General features: G+C 37.8%; 16 protein-coding genes. 8 read left to right on the forward strand and 8 right to left on the reverse strand.

Features of this window, described 5'->3' with window-relative positions:
* Positions 1-421 precede the first annotated feature (421 nt).
* The 6 genes from BGO84_RS05800 to fbp all read right to left on the reverse strand — a co-directional run bounded on the left by BGO84_RS05800 (position 422) and on the right by fbp (position 7214).
* Complete coding sequence (locus tag BGO84_RS05800; protein ID WP_291028363.1) at positions 422-1702, reverse strand: phage integrase SAM-like domain-containing protein; 1281 nt, start codon at positions 1700-1702, stop codon at positions 422-424.
* Between the two features lie 433 nt (positions 1703-2135).
* Positions 2136-3335, reverse strand: coding sequence for an acetate kinase (locus tag BGO84_RS05805; RefSeq protein WP_291028366.1), 1200 nt, complete (start codon positions 3333-3335; stop codon positions 2136-2138).
* Between the two features lie 4 nt (positions 3336-3339).
* Positions 3340-4305: a 3-hydroxyacyl-CoA dehydrogenase family protein gene (locus tag BGO84_RS05810; RefSeq protein ID WP_135106931.1), complete on the reverse strand. Its 966-nt coding sequence runs from the start codon at positions 4303-4305 to the stop codon at positions 3340-3342.
* Between the two features lie 109 nt (positions 4306-4414).
* Entirely contained in the window at positions 4415-5425 is a 1011-nt protein-coding gene (gene pta, locus BGO84_RS05815; protein WP_283687375.1) for a phosphate acetyltransferase, read from the reverse strand.
* Positions 5426-5569: 144 nt separating this feature from the next.
* A complete protein-coding gene (locus tag BGO84_RS05820) occupies positions 5570-6118 on the reverse strand; it encodes a YcxB family protein (RefSeq protein WP_291028368.1) in 549 nt (182 codons plus the stop codon).
* 64 nt (positions 6119-6182) lie between these two features.
* Positions 6183-7214: a class 1 fructose-bisphosphatase gene (fbp, locus tag BGO84_RS05825; RefSeq protein WP_135106936.1), complete on the reverse strand. Its 1032-nt coding sequence runs from the start codon at positions 7212-7214 to the stop codon at positions 6183-6185.
* A gap of 114 nt (positions 7215-7328) precedes the next feature.
* Here fbp and BGO84_RS05830 point away from each other — a divergent pair, with 114 nt between their 5' ends.
* From BGO84_RS05830 to BGO84_RS05840, 3 genes are all read left to right on the forward strand, one after another.
* On the forward strand, positions 7329-7703 hold the full coding sequence (locus tag BGO84_RS05830) for a DMT family protein (protein ID WP_291028370.1): 375 nt from the start codon (positions 7329-7331) through the stop codon (positions 7701-7703).
* A gap of 244 nt (positions 7704-7947) precedes the next feature.
* Positions 7948-8409, forward strand: a complete 462-nt coding sequence (ndk, locus tag BGO84_RS05835) for a nucleoside-diphosphate kinase (protein WP_135106940.1) — start codon at positions 7948-7950, stop codon at positions 8407-8409.
* Between the two features lie 9 nt (positions 8410-8418).
* Positions 8419-9447 carry a peptidoglycan DD-metalloendopeptidase family protein gene (locus BGO84_RS05840; RefSeq protein ID WP_135106942.1) on the forward strand — a complete coding sequence of 343 codons (1029 nt, stop codon included), beginning with the start codon at positions 8419-8421 and terminating at the stop codon, positions 9445-9447.
* Positions 9448-9538: 91 nt separating this feature from the next.
* Here BGO84_RS05840 and ung read toward each other — a convergent pair whose 3' ends face one another.
* Complete coding sequence (gene ung / locus BGO84_RS05845) at positions 9539-10201, reverse strand: uracil-DNA glycosylase (protein ID WP_291028373.1); 663 nt, start codon at positions 10199-10201, stop codon at positions 9539-9541.
* A 371-nt stretch (positions 10202-10572) separates the two neighbouring features.
* Here ung and BGO84_RS05850 point away from each other — a divergent pair, with 371 nt between their 5' ends.
* Both BGO84_RS05850 and BGO84_RS05855 read left to right on the forward strand, forming a co-directional pair.
* Positions 10573-11868 carry an MATE family efflux transporter gene (locus BGO84_RS05850; RefSeq protein WP_291028375.1) on the forward strand — a complete coding sequence of 432 codons (1296 nt, stop codon included), beginning with the start codon at positions 10573-10575 and terminating at the stop codon, positions 11866-11868.
* 33 nt (positions 11869-11901) lie between these two features.
* Positions 11902-12396, forward strand: coding sequence for a flavodoxin (locus BGO84_RS05855; protein ID WP_006842069.1), 495 nt, complete (start codon positions 11902-11904; stop codon positions 12394-12396).
* Positions 12397-12465: 69 nt separating this feature from the next.
* On the opposite strand, the gene BGO84_RS05860 is transcribed toward BGO84_RS05855, so the two are convergent.
* Positions 12466-13164, reverse strand: a complete 699-nt coding sequence (locus tag BGO84_RS05860) for a YjjG family noncanonical pyrimidine nucleotidase (protein WP_291028377.1) — start codon at positions 13162-13164, stop codon at positions 12466-12468.
* Positions 13165-13263: 99 nt separating this feature from the next.
* Between BGO84_RS05860 and BGO84_RS05865 the strand changes: the two genes are divergently transcribed.
* From BGO84_RS05865 to proS, 3 genes are all read left to right on the forward strand, one after another.
* Positions 13264-13836, forward strand: a complete 573-nt coding sequence (locus BGO84_RS05865; protein WP_291028379.1) for a Crp/Fnr family transcriptional regulator — start codon at positions 13264-13266, stop codon at positions 13834-13836.
* Positions 13837-13912: 76 nt separating this feature from the next.
* Positions 13913-14302, forward strand: coding sequence for a pyridoxamine 5'-phosphate oxidase family protein (locus BGO84_RS05870; protein ID WP_291028380.1), 390 nt, complete (start codon positions 13913-13915; stop codon positions 14300-14302).
* A 78-nt stretch (positions 14303-14380) separates the two neighbouring features.
* A complete protein-coding gene (gene proS, locus BGO84_RS05875; protein ID WP_291028382.1) occupies positions 14381-15862 on the forward strand; it encodes a proline--tRNA ligase in 1482 nt (493 codons plus the stop codon).
* The last annotated feature ends 49 nt before the right edge of the window (positions 15863-15911 follow it).

Here is a 15911-nt window from a genome sequence, read left to right on the forward strand (position 1 = left end):
CTCTTTTTCTCAGCATCAGTATATCTGTCTTATAATGGTTATTCTTCTCCCTTTATATTGATAGAATTTCAGAGAAAGAAATCCTCTGTCTGCATAGAGTTTACTGGAAATCTTACGGATAAAGTTTAGTCTTTTGAGAGTAAGCTTTATGGTTTTTATTTATAAAAACACATAACAACCCCCTCCCCATATTCTATACAAAGAATAAGAGTTAATTAGCAAGGCTTTCATACCCCCTTTGAAGTCGTACATAACCTTAGTACTCTGAAAGCGTGCTTCGAAAGGATCGAGATAGACATACTCAATGAACGGTTTAATTCATCTTTCTAATTCTATCCTTTTAATCTCTATGTCAAGAAGGTGAGATTGATTCCTTTTTATTAATTAAGAATAACCTTTTTTAAACAAAAAGTTTAAAAAACTACAAAGCAGAAATCATTCTTCTTTGTATTTCACTTCTATCAGCCCTATAATAATGCTTCTCAATAATCTTAACACTATTCCCAGCCTGATCCACTACTTCATAAGCATTGAGCCCCTCATTTATAGCTTTTGTTATATAAGTTCCTCTAGCATAATACCACGTTACTTTTTTAGCTATACCTAAATGAGACGATATTCTAGCTAAAGTCTTATTCACACTTAAAGTTATCCTTTCTACCTTATCATGTTTTTGTTTTTCTGTCTGCTGTTTCCCATTGAATATAGGCAGAACATAATTACCATAAGATTTTTCTTTGTATCGATCTACAATCTCAAGTATCTTAGGTAAAAATATAGGATTAGCTACTTTATCGCATTTACGTCTCACATACTCAATATAATCATCTTTGATACAAGATTTATTTAAATAGCATACATCTACATTTGCCATCCCTCCACTATAATAGCTGAATAAGAATAAATCGAGGTGAAAACATTCTTTCTTAGACAACTTCGACCTATCAAAATCTCGTATTCTAATAAAATCTGCATCTGATAAAACTCTAGGTGTTGTTTTAGATGCCTTCAGGTGTTCTTTCACCACATCAAATACGCAAACATCAACATCTGACACTTTTTCTTTTTGAGCAAGATTAAATACAGCTTTCAGATTTTTGAGTTTATGCCTTAACCCTCCCTTATTCCCATTTTTCAAACCTTTCTCTTGAATATAAATACTATAAGAGCGCATAAAACTCTCGCTTATATCTTTAAAGCGATAAGAGTTAAAATCTTTTTTGTACTTCACCTTTGTAAATTCGAAAAGTGAATTCTTTAACCATTGGTAGTTTTCCCAATTAGAGGAACCTGTTGTCTTCTCTCCGTTTTTGATTCGTTCTTTAGTTTTATAAAAGTCTATTTGCCTGTCGATAAAGGCAACAACCGTAACAGCTTTTGTTTGCTGAGGTTTATCAAATTTGCTGTCTAATATAGATAACAAATCTTTAGGATTCCAGTCAATACCGCTAGTCTCCCATAAATAAATCTGATCATAGAGTTTCTTTTCTGTAGCATTCAGATAAAGATTAAGCACATCTGCTTGTGTACTCGAACTCTTTAGTCGTTCTTTATTCTTGTCCCAATCTTTTAATTCAACAGAGTGTCGGAGGGATTTTGGTTCTCTGTCATAACCAGTCTTGTAGATAACCAGTTTCAAGTTTGCAGTCGTTCTTGTAGCTTTTTTCGATGCTTCAGCTACGATTTTTATACTGTAACTCATCTTTAATTGGCTTTTAAAGCCTTTATGCAAAGGTAGTGCATTAGATACAAAAACATGTACAAAAGTAGCTTTTTTGACGCTTTTTCTTTTTTTTGATAGGTTTTAAACTTTCTGTATCAATTCACACTATTCTTTAGTTATCAATCATTTACAAAATATTTTCAAACCTATATAAAAAAGAAAAGGTTGTCGTCCCGACAACCAATCTTCATTGTTAACCTTAAATCTAATACTATGAAAAACACATTACAAAGGTAAATCCCCCTGAGGAATCTTCCAAATAATAGACTATGATTTTTCCCGTGTTTAATTTTGTTTAACTGTGAACTACAAATTGTTAATGAATTTGTTAAAGAATCTTGTGTATTATAAAGAAACGAAAAACGGCACAATATTGTGCCGTTTTTCACATATCTAAATATACTATAGAAGCTTATTTATTAACGATCTCCATTGTATCGGAGGCGATCATATATTCTTCATCGGTAGGAACAACCATAACGATTACTTTAGAGTCGGGAGCACTAACAACAGCCTCTTCTCCTTGTATCTTGGCATTCTTCTCTACGTCAAGTTTTATTCCCATATATTCCATATCCTTACATACTTGCTCGCGAACAGCAATAGCATTTTCGCCTATTCCCCCTGTAAACATAAGAATATCTACACCACCCAGAACGGCTGCATAAGCACCCACATATTTCTTTATACGGTGTACAAACATATCGAAAGCCAACATAGCTCTTTCGTTACCCTCATCCATTGCGGCACGTAACTCACGCATATCAGACGATACACCCGATACACCTAACAGCCCACTGTGCTTATTTACGAGAGTAGAAATAGCTTGTGTACCGATGTTCTCTTTCTCCATAATGAAAGATATAATACCGGCATCCACATCGCCCGAACGAGTACCCATCAACAGACCTTCAACAGGAGTCATACCCATTGATGTATCTACCGACTTTCCGCCATAGATAGCAGCCAAAGAGCCACCATTACCTATATGAGCTGTGATAATACGTTGTTCTTCGTACGGAACACCGAGTAAATCACACCCTTTACGTGAAACATATCTGTGACTTGTTCCGTGAAAACCATAACGTCTGATGCCGTATTTTTCATATAATGAATATGGTAACCCATACATATATGATTTTGCCGGCATTGTCTGATGGTAAGCAGTATCAAAAACTCCCACCTGCGGGATATTTCCCATCAATTCTTTCACGGCATAAATACCTGCAAGATTAGGCGGATTATGCAGTGGAGCAAGCTCTATGCATTCTTCCATTTTCTTTATCACCTCATCGGTAATAAATACACTACTATTAAACTCCTCTCCACCGTGAACCACACGATGACCAACAGCGTCTATCTCGTCCAAAGAGCCTAACACACCATACTTAGAGCTTGTTAAAACACCTAATATATATTCTATCCCGGCCTGATGCTCTAGAATTTCACCTTCAAGAACGACTTTATCTCCATTAGGTAGCGGAAACTTAAGGAAAGAACCTTTCAAACCGATTTTTTCGACTCCTCCCTGTGCAATCACAGCCTTGCTTTCCATATCGAAAAGCTTATATTTTATAGAAGAACTTCCACAGTTCAATACTAATATCTTCATGTCTTTAAATTAAATCGTTTGGTCCTATTATTTTCCCTGCATCGTCGTAAATATAAAAACCTCGTTTGGTAGATACGCCAAGTTGTTTTGATCTGAACAACTTCCACAATACCGGACTAGCCTTATATTTCTTATCGCCATACTCATCGAACATATCCTCCATAAGCATTACCAGCTTTTCGATACCTAGTATGTCTGCCAGTTGGAAAATACCAAACCGTTGTCCGAATATGATTGTAAACTCTTTATCTATATCTTCTATAGAAGCTACATTCTCCATCCATATCTGACATGCTTCATTCAGCATTGTTATCATCATACGAAAACTTACAAGCCCGCTACTTTCGTGCACCTGTATAGCCGTATGCTTGATCATGTGAGCAAAGTGATACACCTTGTGTACTGCTTCTTCGGACGTAAATGTTCCTCTTACGATCTCTAACAAACGAGCGTCTGTATGTGAGACAGGAAAATGCAGACTGATACAACGTGCTTTGTATTTCAGATCAGCAGCCAGTTCACTTATAATGACTGTAGTTGCATTTGTAGCGATAATAGCATCCGGCGACAAGACTTGTTCCAGATTGCGGAAAACTTCTTTCCTCAAATCAGTGCTACGTCCACCATCCACATCGTAACGGATACATTCGATCACAAAATCACAATCTTGCAGATCCTGATAATCAAGGGTTCCTTTGATACGTCCCATGGTAGAGCGTTTTTCGCCCTGAGTCAACCCCCAGTTTTCTATCTTTGTATCCAGTCCGTGCTCTATATCTTTCAAGGCCAGTTGTATCCTATCTTCCGATACTTCAACAAAAGTAACCTCAATACCCGATAGTGCTGTAAGGCTTACAATATGTCGTCCATCACGACCGCAGCCAACAACCCCGATCTTAGAGAAAAGAGACCTCTTCTTATTTTTTGAGCTTAACCCATACTCCTCAATAGGTTCTATGATTTCTGCCATAAATATTTTAATTATAAATTTAGAGTTATAAACTATGAGCAGGTCGGAAAAGCGAATCGAATGATTGTTCGTACCAACTGTCTATTTCTCAAAGCTATTTATAACTATTTTACTTTTTCTTTGCGGCAATAGCCTGATTAGCGGCAATAGCCACCATATTATATATATCACTTACAGAGCAACCTCGCGACAAATCATTTACCGGTGCAGCCATTCCTTGCAGGATAGGACCTACAGCCTCGGCATTCCCCAAACGTTGCACAAGTTTGTAAGCTATATTTCCTACCTCTAACGAAGGGAACACTAACACATTTGCTTGTCCTGCAACTGCACTTTCGGGAGCTTTTTGCTTACCTACTGCAGGCACAAGAGCCGCATCGGCTTGCAATTCGCCATCGATTTTCATTGTAGGATCTATTTTTTGAGCCAATTGAGTAGCTTCAATCACCTTATCTACTAACGGGCTTTTAGCACTTCCTTTTGTCGAAAAACTTAGAATTGCCACCTGTGGTTCTTCTCCAACCAAAGCACGTGCCGTTTGACCTGTAGCAACAGCTATTTCGGCCAACTGAGACGCTGTAGGATCGGGAGTAACGGCGCAATCCGCAAAAAGCAACAGCCCGTCTTTACCATATTGTTTCTGAGTAGTAAACATTAAAAAAGCACCTGATACCACACTGATTCCGGGTGCTGTTTTTATAATTTGCAATGCAGGGCGAAGCACATCTCCTGTTGTATTCTCGGCTCCGGCAATTTCGCCGTCGGCATCTCCGTTTTTGATCATAAGGCAACCAATATATAGCGGATTTTCAGCAAGTTTTGCTGCCTGTTCGATAGTCAAGCCTTTCGATTTTCTCAACTCAAAAAGAAGATTCGTATAAACCTCTTTCTTCTCATAATCCTTCGGATCAAGAATGGTTGCTTTATCTATATTTTTCAGATTAAGACCGGCTGCCAGTTCTTTTACTTCTTTCACATTTCCTATAAGGATAATGTCGGCAACACCATCACCAAGCAACTGATCTGCTGCTTTTATAGTCCTTTCTTCTGTTCCTTCCGGCAATACGATACGCTGTTTGTTCGCTTTTGCTCTTTCTACTATCTCTTTAATTAAATCCATAATATATAATGATTGTTTTTATCCAATACGAAGTCAGGACGAACCCTTTTTATAAAATCGAGCAAATATAATAAAATTTGCAATCTCTACTTTACATTTAAGGCAAGAAACATCTCGTCTAATGTGAAATAAGCTAAAAAATATTTACTTCCATTCCCACTCCAATTCGGCTATAAGTGGAATACCTTTAGTATTCCTATATCCTTCGAAAACTTCTGCCAGTTGTTCCTTGTTAACAATCTGATCTTTGGGAATAATGATATAAACATATTGATTCATCATCAGAAAAAAATATCGCTCTATTTCGATAATGGATTTTATATCATGCACATTAAAAAAATTATGACCTCGCTTACTGTCGACTTCTATAACATCATTCCCCAGCAAAAGTTTTATTTCGCAAAGAGATTCTCCTTTCATACTCTCTATTACCTTTCGCTTACTCATACGCTTATACATCCACGCCGACCAGCGTTGATAAAAGATAAAAAACAAAAGTGATGATGCGATAAAGACATAAGCCAGAATATCGTTCATCCCGTCAAACAACAGGATCGCACCAAACAAAAGAGATAACCCCGGCAACCGATAACGATCCCATTTCCGCTGCTTTTTATAACCGTTGTTGTGAGACAAATTATAAAGTTGCAACTCTAAATAGTCATTTGTAGACAATGTATAACTAAGCTCCATATTCGAGAGACAAAGTTAGTTAAAAACAAAGGCTCTCATAGCGTTAACCATGAGAGCTTTTATTTTATTTATCTTTTTTTTCTTTTTCTTCAGCTCTTTCTATAAAGTCTTTTAGTTTTTTCACCATATTCAAGCTTCCACAATAAAACGGCACTCGCTGGTGTAACTCCTGCGGCTGAATCTCCAATATCCGATTATGCCCATCTATAGCAGCTCCGCCCGCTTGTTCTGTAATAAATGCCATCGGATTACATTCGTATAACAACCGTAGCTTGCCCTTAGGCGCTTTGTGTGTAGACGGATAGAAATAGATACCTCCGGTAATCAGGTTACGATGGCAATCCGAAACCAAGCTCCCTATATATCGGGCAGTATAAGGACGGTCTTCTTTTTCTTCCTGACAGTATTTTATATAATCTTTCACGCCTTGCGGAAAATGGACGTAGTTACCTTCGTTGACAGAATATATATTCGCATTTTTAGGACATCTCATATTCGGATGCGACAGATAAAAACTTCCGATCGCAGGATTCAGCGTAAAACCATTCACCCCTCTACCTGTCGTATAAACGATCATAGTCGATGTACCATATATAATATACCCTGCTGCCACCTGATTAACTCCCGGCTGTAAGAAATCCTCCATCGTAACGGGTGAACCTATCGGAGAAATGCGACGGTATATAGAGAAAATAGTTCCTACCGATACATTTACTTCAATATTGGACGATCCGTCAAGCGGGTCCATCAACACTACATATTTATTGTTATGCCCCTCGTCAAGCCCTTCAATTGTAATAAAGTTATCATTTTCTTCCGAAGCAATACCACATACTATCTCCCTATTGATAAGTGTTTGTATAAAGACATCATTGGCATACACATCCAGTTTCTTCTGATCCTCACCTTGTACATTCGTAGTGCCTACTGCTCCCAAGATATCTACCAGACCGGCTTTATTTACTTTGTAACTAACGACTCTGGCGGCGAGAAGGATTGAGTTTAAGAGGCGGGAAAGCTCTCCTCTCGAATATTTGAAATCTTCTTGTCTCTCGATGATAAATTCATCAAGTGTTTTTCTTGCAATATTTTTCATAGTGCTAATTATTATTGTGTTGTTTTTTATGGATATTTCAAAGGTAAGAATTAAATCAAAACAAAAGTTCCAAAAAATAATTACTTTTGCTGCGAAATTTTTAATCTACAGAGAATGAACTTATCCGGTGTATATACAATAATATTATTGGTCTTTTCTAATATATTCATGACTTTTGCTTGGTATGGGCATCTAAAAATGAAAGAATATTCGTGGTTCGAATCACTTCCATTATTTGGTGTTATACTTTTCAGCTGGGGTATTGCCTTTTTTGAATATTGTTTTCAAGTACCTGCAAACAGAATTGGATTTCAGGGTAATGGAGGACCTTTTACTCTGATGCAGCTAAAAATCATCCAAGAGGTTATCACCCTCACTGTCTTTGTATTGTTCAGTACACTGGCATTCAAGACTGAAACTTTCAAATGGAACCATTTATTGGCTTTTATCTTTCTTATTGCTGCTGTATATCTGATATTTAAGAAATAGAGACAATACACCTCCTTTGAGGAACACTTTACAAATTAGTTATATTTAGTTAAACGCACTACACCTCCCATAGGGCGTAACACCGCTTTTGTTTAGAGAGATTCCAAACAAAATATGTTCTTAAACATAGCGTAAATACTGTTAAAATCTACCTTTTCGCAGGTTACGGGGTTGTTACAAATTGAAATATGTTTTATATTTGGCCTCTATATCTTATAAATTCTATTTATTTTTAGGTACACACATGGAAAAAACCCTCGTTATTCTAAAGCCTTCTTGTGTTCAAAGAGCACTGATAGGAGAGGTTATCTCTCGTTTCGAAAAGAAGGGTTTACGTCTAGCAGGAATGAAAATGGTACAGTTGACTGATGCCATCCTCAGTGAGCATTATTCACACTTAAAAGACAGGCCATTTTTCCAACGTGTAAAAGATTCCATGCAGGTATGTCCGGTTATACTTCAATGTTGGGAAGGGAAGAATGCAACTAAAGTTGTACGCTCCCTGATTGGAGTAACCAATGGCAGGGAAGCTACTCCGGGAACTATTAGAGGAGATTTTTCGGTTAGTTCTCAGGAGAATATTGTGCATGCATCAGATTCGTCCGAATCTGCAAAGATTGAACTAAAACGCTTTTTTAACGACAACGAGATTTTTGATTATAAACAATCCACGCTAGCTAACTTATATGCGGGTGACGAGATTTAATTTATATTTATGACAGGAATAAGCAGTAACATTTTAACAAAAGGCTTCAAGCGAATAAGATTATTGCCTCTAGTGGCAGTATTTTTCATCCCAATGACCGGTTTCGCCCAGAAGAAAATAACAGAAGAAGCCTCACCCGACAGAGTAGAGCTAAAGTACAAGCAACGACACAGCAGACAGACCCCGAATTCCAATCTATATGCAGATGGAATTAAAATAAAAAGAGACCTTTCTATACTTAAAGAAATTCAAGAAGAGCGCATCCTTGGAGAGAATGAAATCCCAGCAGAAGATCTTTACGGAGGTATATGGAATAATCGTTATGTGAACGCATACCGTTCTATAGAGAATATTCCAGATACATTCAAAGTGAGCCTGGCCAATTTCACAATGCCGACCATGGGATATGTTACCTCTAATTTCGGACCTCGCCGCCGCCGTATGCATTACGGAATAGACCTTAAAGTACAGGTGGGTGATACGATTTACGCAGCTTTCGACGGAAAAGTACGTGTAAAACAATACGAAAGACGTGGATATGGCTACTACTTAGCCTTGCGCCATCCAAATGGATTGGAAACTGTTTACGGACACTTGTCCAGATTCTTAGTAGAAGAAGACCAAGTTGTAAAATCGGGAGACCCAATCGCTTTAGGAGGAAACACAGGACGTTCGACAGGTTCTCACTTACATTTCGAAATCCGCTTTTTAGGCAATCCGATAAATCCTATATACATTGTTGATTTCGATAACAAGGTTTGCCACAAAGACACTTATACAGTAACACCAAACAGCTATAGAAAAAGCAGTAAAGGTGTAGATATAAGAAACCTTGCCTCATCCTCTACTACAAGATCAAGCAACGATGTAAAAAATAAATATGCGACGGGTTCTGTAAAATATCACCGAATATCAAAAGGTGACACACTCGGCAAAATTGCAAGGATGCATGGTACAACAATCAGCAAACTTTGTAAGTTGAACAATATCACATCAAGAGCTACACTTAGAGCCGGAAAATCATTAAGAGTTTCATAAGCAAATAAATCAAGCATATATAAAAAATGGCGGCAATGTAATTATTGCCGCCATTTTTATTTGATCTTTTTATATCAATATGTGTTATACTCTACCATTCGATTGGTGCAATGCCTTTTGATTGCAAATACTTATTCGCCGTACTGAAATGACTATTGCCAAAAAATCCATTATAAGCCGAAAGGGGTGAAGGATGTACAGACCTTAGCACCAAGTGCTTGTTAGGGTCTATAAATGAAGCCTTCTTTTGAGCGTATGCTCCCCAAAGGATAAAAACCAGATTCTCTCTTTTTTCGGCTAAGTGATGTATGGCTGCATCGGTAAATGCTTCCCATCCTTTTTTCTGATGCGAGCCTGCCATATGCGCCTGAACAGTCAGTGTAGCGTTGAGCAGCAATACACCCTGATTTGCCCAACGGGTCAGATTTCCCGATCGGGGTACAGGAATACCCAAGTCTCGGTTTATCTCCTTAAATATATTCACGAGAGAAGGCGGAGCCGGTATTCCATCGGGTACGGAAAAAGACAACCCATGAGCCTGACCATCGTTATGGTATGGATCTTGTCCCAAAATAACAACTTTTACTTTATCAAACGGAGTATGGTCAAAAGCATTAAAGATAAGTCTCGCCGGAGGAAAGATTTGTTTGGTTTTATATTCTACTCTTACAAAGTCGGTAAGCTTTACGAAATAATCTTTTTCAAACTCATCTTTCAACTGGTCTTTCCAACTTTGTTCTATTTTTACATCCATAGGTACTTAAAACGGTCTTTATAATTATAAATATTCAAGATTGGAGATGCATAAAGATACAACATTTTGAAGATACGAGATGTATTTATTTAACATTTGTACGTTCTTTATAAGAGCAGTACCTTTGTACACCTTTAAAGTTCAATATGTTTTGCTCGCAGATTTATCTTATTATAGATGGTTTAGCAGGATTACGAGAACACCATTGAATGCTCAAAAGCTAGAAAAAGTGACATGATAAAAACAGATAAAAAAGTGTCACTTTTGTCACCTTTTGCATTCTAAAAAAGGATAGACAAAACTGTATTACAGGCATATACATAGAAAAATAATTAAATAAAAAAAGTGACAAATATATTAGGAAAGTGACAATGAATAGAAGCATATTACAATTAGCGATACCCAACATTATTTCAAACATCACCGTTCCCTTGCTCGGATTGGTAGATATGTATATTGTGGGACATCTCGACTCGGAAGATTATATCGGAGCCATTGCTTTGGGTACAATGCTATTCAATTTTATTTATTGGAGCTTTTCATTTCTTCGCATGGGGACAAGCGGCTTCACAGCACAGGCCTATGGCGCAAAAGATTATAGAGAACAAGCCAATACTCTGCTGAGGTCTCTATCGGTTGCGATGAGTGCAGGTATTGTAATCGTTCTGCTGCAATACTTTATTGCTCTTGCCGGATTCTTTCTACTCAATGCTGACCCTACCGTTAAGGTTTTTGCTCACCAATATTTCTATATATACATCTGGGCCGCACCGGCAGTATTGGGCATGTACACATTCAACGGTTGGTTTATAGGTATGCAGGATGCCAAAACACCGATGTTTATAGCTATCACGGTAAACATTGTAAATATAGTTTTAAGCTTTGCCTTTGTATACGGATTGGGAATGAAGATAGAAGGCGTAGCCCTAGCCTCCGCATGTGCACAGTACACAGGGTTCTTATCATTTATAATTGTCTGGAATATGAAATACGGTTGGTTGAAAAAACACATCGACTTTTCTGTTCTCAAAAACTTACACGCATACGTTCCCTTCTTTAAAGTGAACAGTGATATCTTCATTCGCACAATGGCGCTGATTGCAGTAACAACATTTTTTATGTCTGCATCGTCCAAATCGGGAAAAGACATCCTTGCTGTTAATGCCTTGTTGATGCAAATGTTCATCCTCTTCTCGTATATGATGGATGGTTTTGCGTATGCAGCCGAAGCCTTGACGGGGAAGTATATCGGAGAAAACAATCGGTTTTTACTAAAACGGTTGGTGAAGCGTCTCTTCGTATGGGGTACTATTATAGCTTTACTGTTTACACTCATTTATGCCACCGGCATGGATTATATATTGGCATTGATCACTGATAAAAAAAATATATTAGAGTTAAGCAAAAGCTATCAGTCTTGGGTTTTGCTGATCCCTATTGCAGGATTCTCTGCTTTTCTGTGGGATGGGGTCTTTGTTGGGGCTACAGCATCGCACCAAATGAGAAATTCTATGCTGATAGCGGTGGGTGCTTTTTTCCTTATATATTTTATGTTTTCCGACGCTTCTGCGAACAATATCCTATGGTTGGCGTTTATAGTGTATCTGGGACTTAGGGGTATCATCCAAAGCTTTATGGCACCCTCTATTTTGAATGATTCCAGATAATTGATAATCAATTAATAAACATCTTAACTAGTTATGAGTAAAATTGCAATAGTTTATGGCTCGTCTACCGGAGCCACAGAAGCGGTAGCGGAAAAAATACAGGCAGCACTCGGCGATGCTACACTTTTTAATGCCGATGGTGTTAGTGTCGACGACTTGCAATCATATGATTTTTTTATTTTAGGTGCATCTACAACAGGTATTGGTGACTTACAGGATGACTGGGAAGCTTTTTTGCCGAAATTTGAGAAAATGGACTTTACAAATAAGAAAGTAGCCATCTTTGGATTAGGCGACAGCGCATCTTTCTCTACCAGCTTTGCCGGAGGTATGTATACGATGTATAAGGCTCTGAAAGGAAAAGTAGAAATCGTAGGCTTCGTTCCAACAGACGGATATACATTCGACGAGTCTGATGCTGTTGTAAACGGGCAATTCGTTGGTCTGGCTTTGGATGAAGATAATGAATACAATGAGACAGAAAAGCGTGTAGCAGACTGGCTAGAAGATTTAAAAAAGTATTTTTAATAAATATATCTTTATTTAGTGATGTATATAAAGAGCCGGTAAGTATCCCCAACCGGCTCTTTACTTTTCCTAAAGTATATTCTTTATTGCTGATAACTTATCAACAATATAAGTCGGCTGAAAATCTCCGACAGGCTTACCTCCGGGGTTATACCAAATCTGATCGATACCACTATTGTATGCGCCGCCGATATCTGTGAATAGATTATCCCCTATCATGATTGTAGTGTCTCTCTCCGCCCCTGCTTCTTTCAGAGCATAATCGAACAAATGCGGATGAGGCTTATTCACCCCTACAGCATCGGAAAGTATCACCTTGTCGAAATAGCCTGTTAGTCCGGCATTATCCATTTTGATATATTGCATCTCGGTAAAGCCATTGGATAGGATATGTATCTTGTATTTCGACTTCAGATAGTCGAGTAAATCGACTGCACCATCGATAAGGTTCTTTTTTTGCATGATCCGCTCTATATAATCATCATTAATAGCAAGAGCCTTTTCTTCCGATATATCTTCTACCAAAGAAAGAGGGGCAATAAAACGTTCTCTTTGCAAAGTGGCTTTCGATATTTTACCTTGCCCATACATCTCCCAGAGCTGACTGACATTGGCATAATATATTGTATAAAAATCGTCGAAAGACGGGAAATAGTTTCCAAAGTTATAATCATCATATAACTCCACTAAAGTCTGCCGGGTATTCTCTATAGTATCTATAAGCGTATCATCCAAGTCGAGAAGAATATCTGTATATTTTGATTTCATAATTATCTTATATTAGTAGATGGCAAAGATACAAAATATCAATAAGGACAAACTCTGTCTTTTTTATATTACTTTAGAGCCTTTATTAAATAACAAGCGATGTATAGTAAACTGATCAGCCATATTCGCAATTATATTCATTTCGAGGACTCAGATATTGAAATATTATCTCAATATATAACTTTACTCGATCTAAAAAGCAAACAATTTGTATTGGAAGAAGGACAAGTCTGCAAAGCCTACTACTTCATTGAAACAGGCTGTATGCGCATGTTCTTCCACAACGACAAGGGTACGGAGCAAACAATTCAATTTGCGTTGGAGGGTTGGTGGATGACGGATTTTATGAGCCTTTCTAACCAAAAAGCGTCCGACTATTATATACAAGCGATAGAAAATTCGAGTGTGCTAGCTATTGGTTTTCACGATTTTCAAAAAATGATTTTAGAGTTGCCCTCTTTAGAACGATATTTCAGGTTAGTCACCGAAAGAGCACTTGCTGCTTCGCAGTTTAGAATGAAGCTGCTCTATGAACTTTCGAAAGAAGAAATATATAAACACTTTAAGACATCTTTTCCCGAGTTTGTTCAACGTGTTCCTCAATATATGCTTGCTTCGTTCCTAGGACTTACGCCGGAATACCTGAGCGAGATTAGAAAAAAGAACCCTTAAGATATTTCTTAAACCAGCTTAAGATTTACCCATCCGATGAATTGTAATTTTATGCCTGAATAAAAAACAGAAAACAATGAATGAATCAAAGAAACTTACAGAGAAATTTCATAAAGTAATAGAAAATGAAGGCGTAGTATCAATCGTATCGTGGGGAAAGGAAGAACCTCATATAGCTAACACATGGAACTCATATTTGGAAGTTACAGAAGATGAACGCATTCTCATCCCTGCCTATGGCTTGCGTAAAACACAAAAAAATGTAGAAGTAAACAACAAAGTAAAACTTACATTGGGCAGTAGAAATGTTTTAGGCTATAAAGATTATCAGGGAACAGGCTTTTATATAGAAGGAACAGCGAAATATATTACTTCGGGAGAGGAATATGACTATATGAAAGCAAAATACTCATTTCTGAGCAGGGTATTGGAAGTTACAGTGACTTCTATAAAACAAACCCTGTAAGAAATACAAATCAAATATCATTTAATTAAGGGCTTTTACTAACTTTGTAGCAATTTTGGAAAAACAGAATTCAATAATATGGCAAAAGAACTTAAAGAACTGACACCTCGAAGTCAAGATTACAGTCAGTGGTATCTCGATTTGGTATTAAAAGCAGATTTAGCAGAAAATTCTGCTGTACGCGGATGTATGGTGATAAAGCCATACGGCTATGCGATTTGGGAAAAAATGCAACGTCAATTAGACGATATGTTCAAAGAAACAGGACACATGAATGCTTATTTCCCGCTTTTCATCCCCAAGTCATTTTTGAGTAAAGAGGCTGACCATGTTGAAGGTTTTGCTAAAGAATGTGCTGTTGTAACTCACTACCGTCTAAAAAATGATCCCGACGGAAAAGGAGTAATAGTTGACCCTGATGCAAAATTGGAAGAAGAACTTATTGTTCGCCCAACTTCCGAAACGATTATCTGGAACACGTACCGTAATTGGATACAATCATATAGAGATCTACCTATCTTGGTAAATCAATGGGCAAATGTCGTACGTTGGGAGATGCGTACCCGTTTATTCCTGCGTACCGCAGAATTCTTGTGGCAAGAAGGGCATACAGCTCATGCCACAAAAGAAGAAGCGGTAGAGGAAGCGGAAAAAATGTTGAACGTGTATGCTCAGTTTGCCGAGGAGTATATGGCTGTGCCTGTAATTAAAGGTGTGAAATCAGCATCTGAACGATTTGCCGGTGCTGTAGATACATATACAATCGAAGCCATGATGCAGGATGGAAAAGCCCTTCAATCGGGAACATCTCACTTCCTTGGACAGAATTTTGCAAAAGCATTCGATGTGAAATTTGCGGATAAAGAAGGCAAGATGGATTACGTATGGGCTACTTCATGGGGAGTATCTACCCGCCTTATCGGAGCTCTGATAATGGCACACTCGGATGATAACGGACTTGTGCTTCCTCCAAAACTAGCTCCATTCCAAGTTGTTATTGTTCCTATATATAAAGGTGAAGAACAATTAGCCTTAATCAATCAGAAGGTGGATGGCATTGTAAAATCATTGAAAGCTCTTGGCATCAGTGTTAAATATGACAATGCAGACAACAAAAAACCGGGATGGAAATTCTCGGAGTATGAATTGAAAGGAGTTCCTGTACGTTTGGCTATGGGTGCGCGCGATATGGAAAATAACACAGTAGAAATTGCTCGCCGCGACACGCTGACTAAAGAGACTGTATCATGTGACGGACTGGATATGTATATCAAGAATCTATTGGATGATATTCAGGCTAACATCTACAAAAAAGCGTTCGATTTCAGAGCTAAGCAAACGATCACTGTAGAGACATACGAAGAGTTTAAAGAGAAAATAGAGGAAGGTGTATTTATTCTTGCTCACTGGGATGGCACGGCCGAAACTGAAGAAAAAGTGAAAGCTGAGACAAAAGCAACAATACGTTGTATCCCTCTTGAAGGAGATAAAACTCCGGGCAAATGTATGGTTACAGGAAAGCCATCTGCTCAACGAGTAATATTCGCCAGAGCTTATTAATTGAGGAAAATAATAACTTATAATAGAAGAGGATTTGGGGTTTCCAAAT

Origin of the sequence: Dysgonomonas sp. 37-18 (assembly GCF_001899125.1) — a bacterium.
Lineage (GTDB): Bacteria > Bacteroidota > Bacteroidia > Bacteroidales > Dysgonomonadaceae > Dysgonomonas.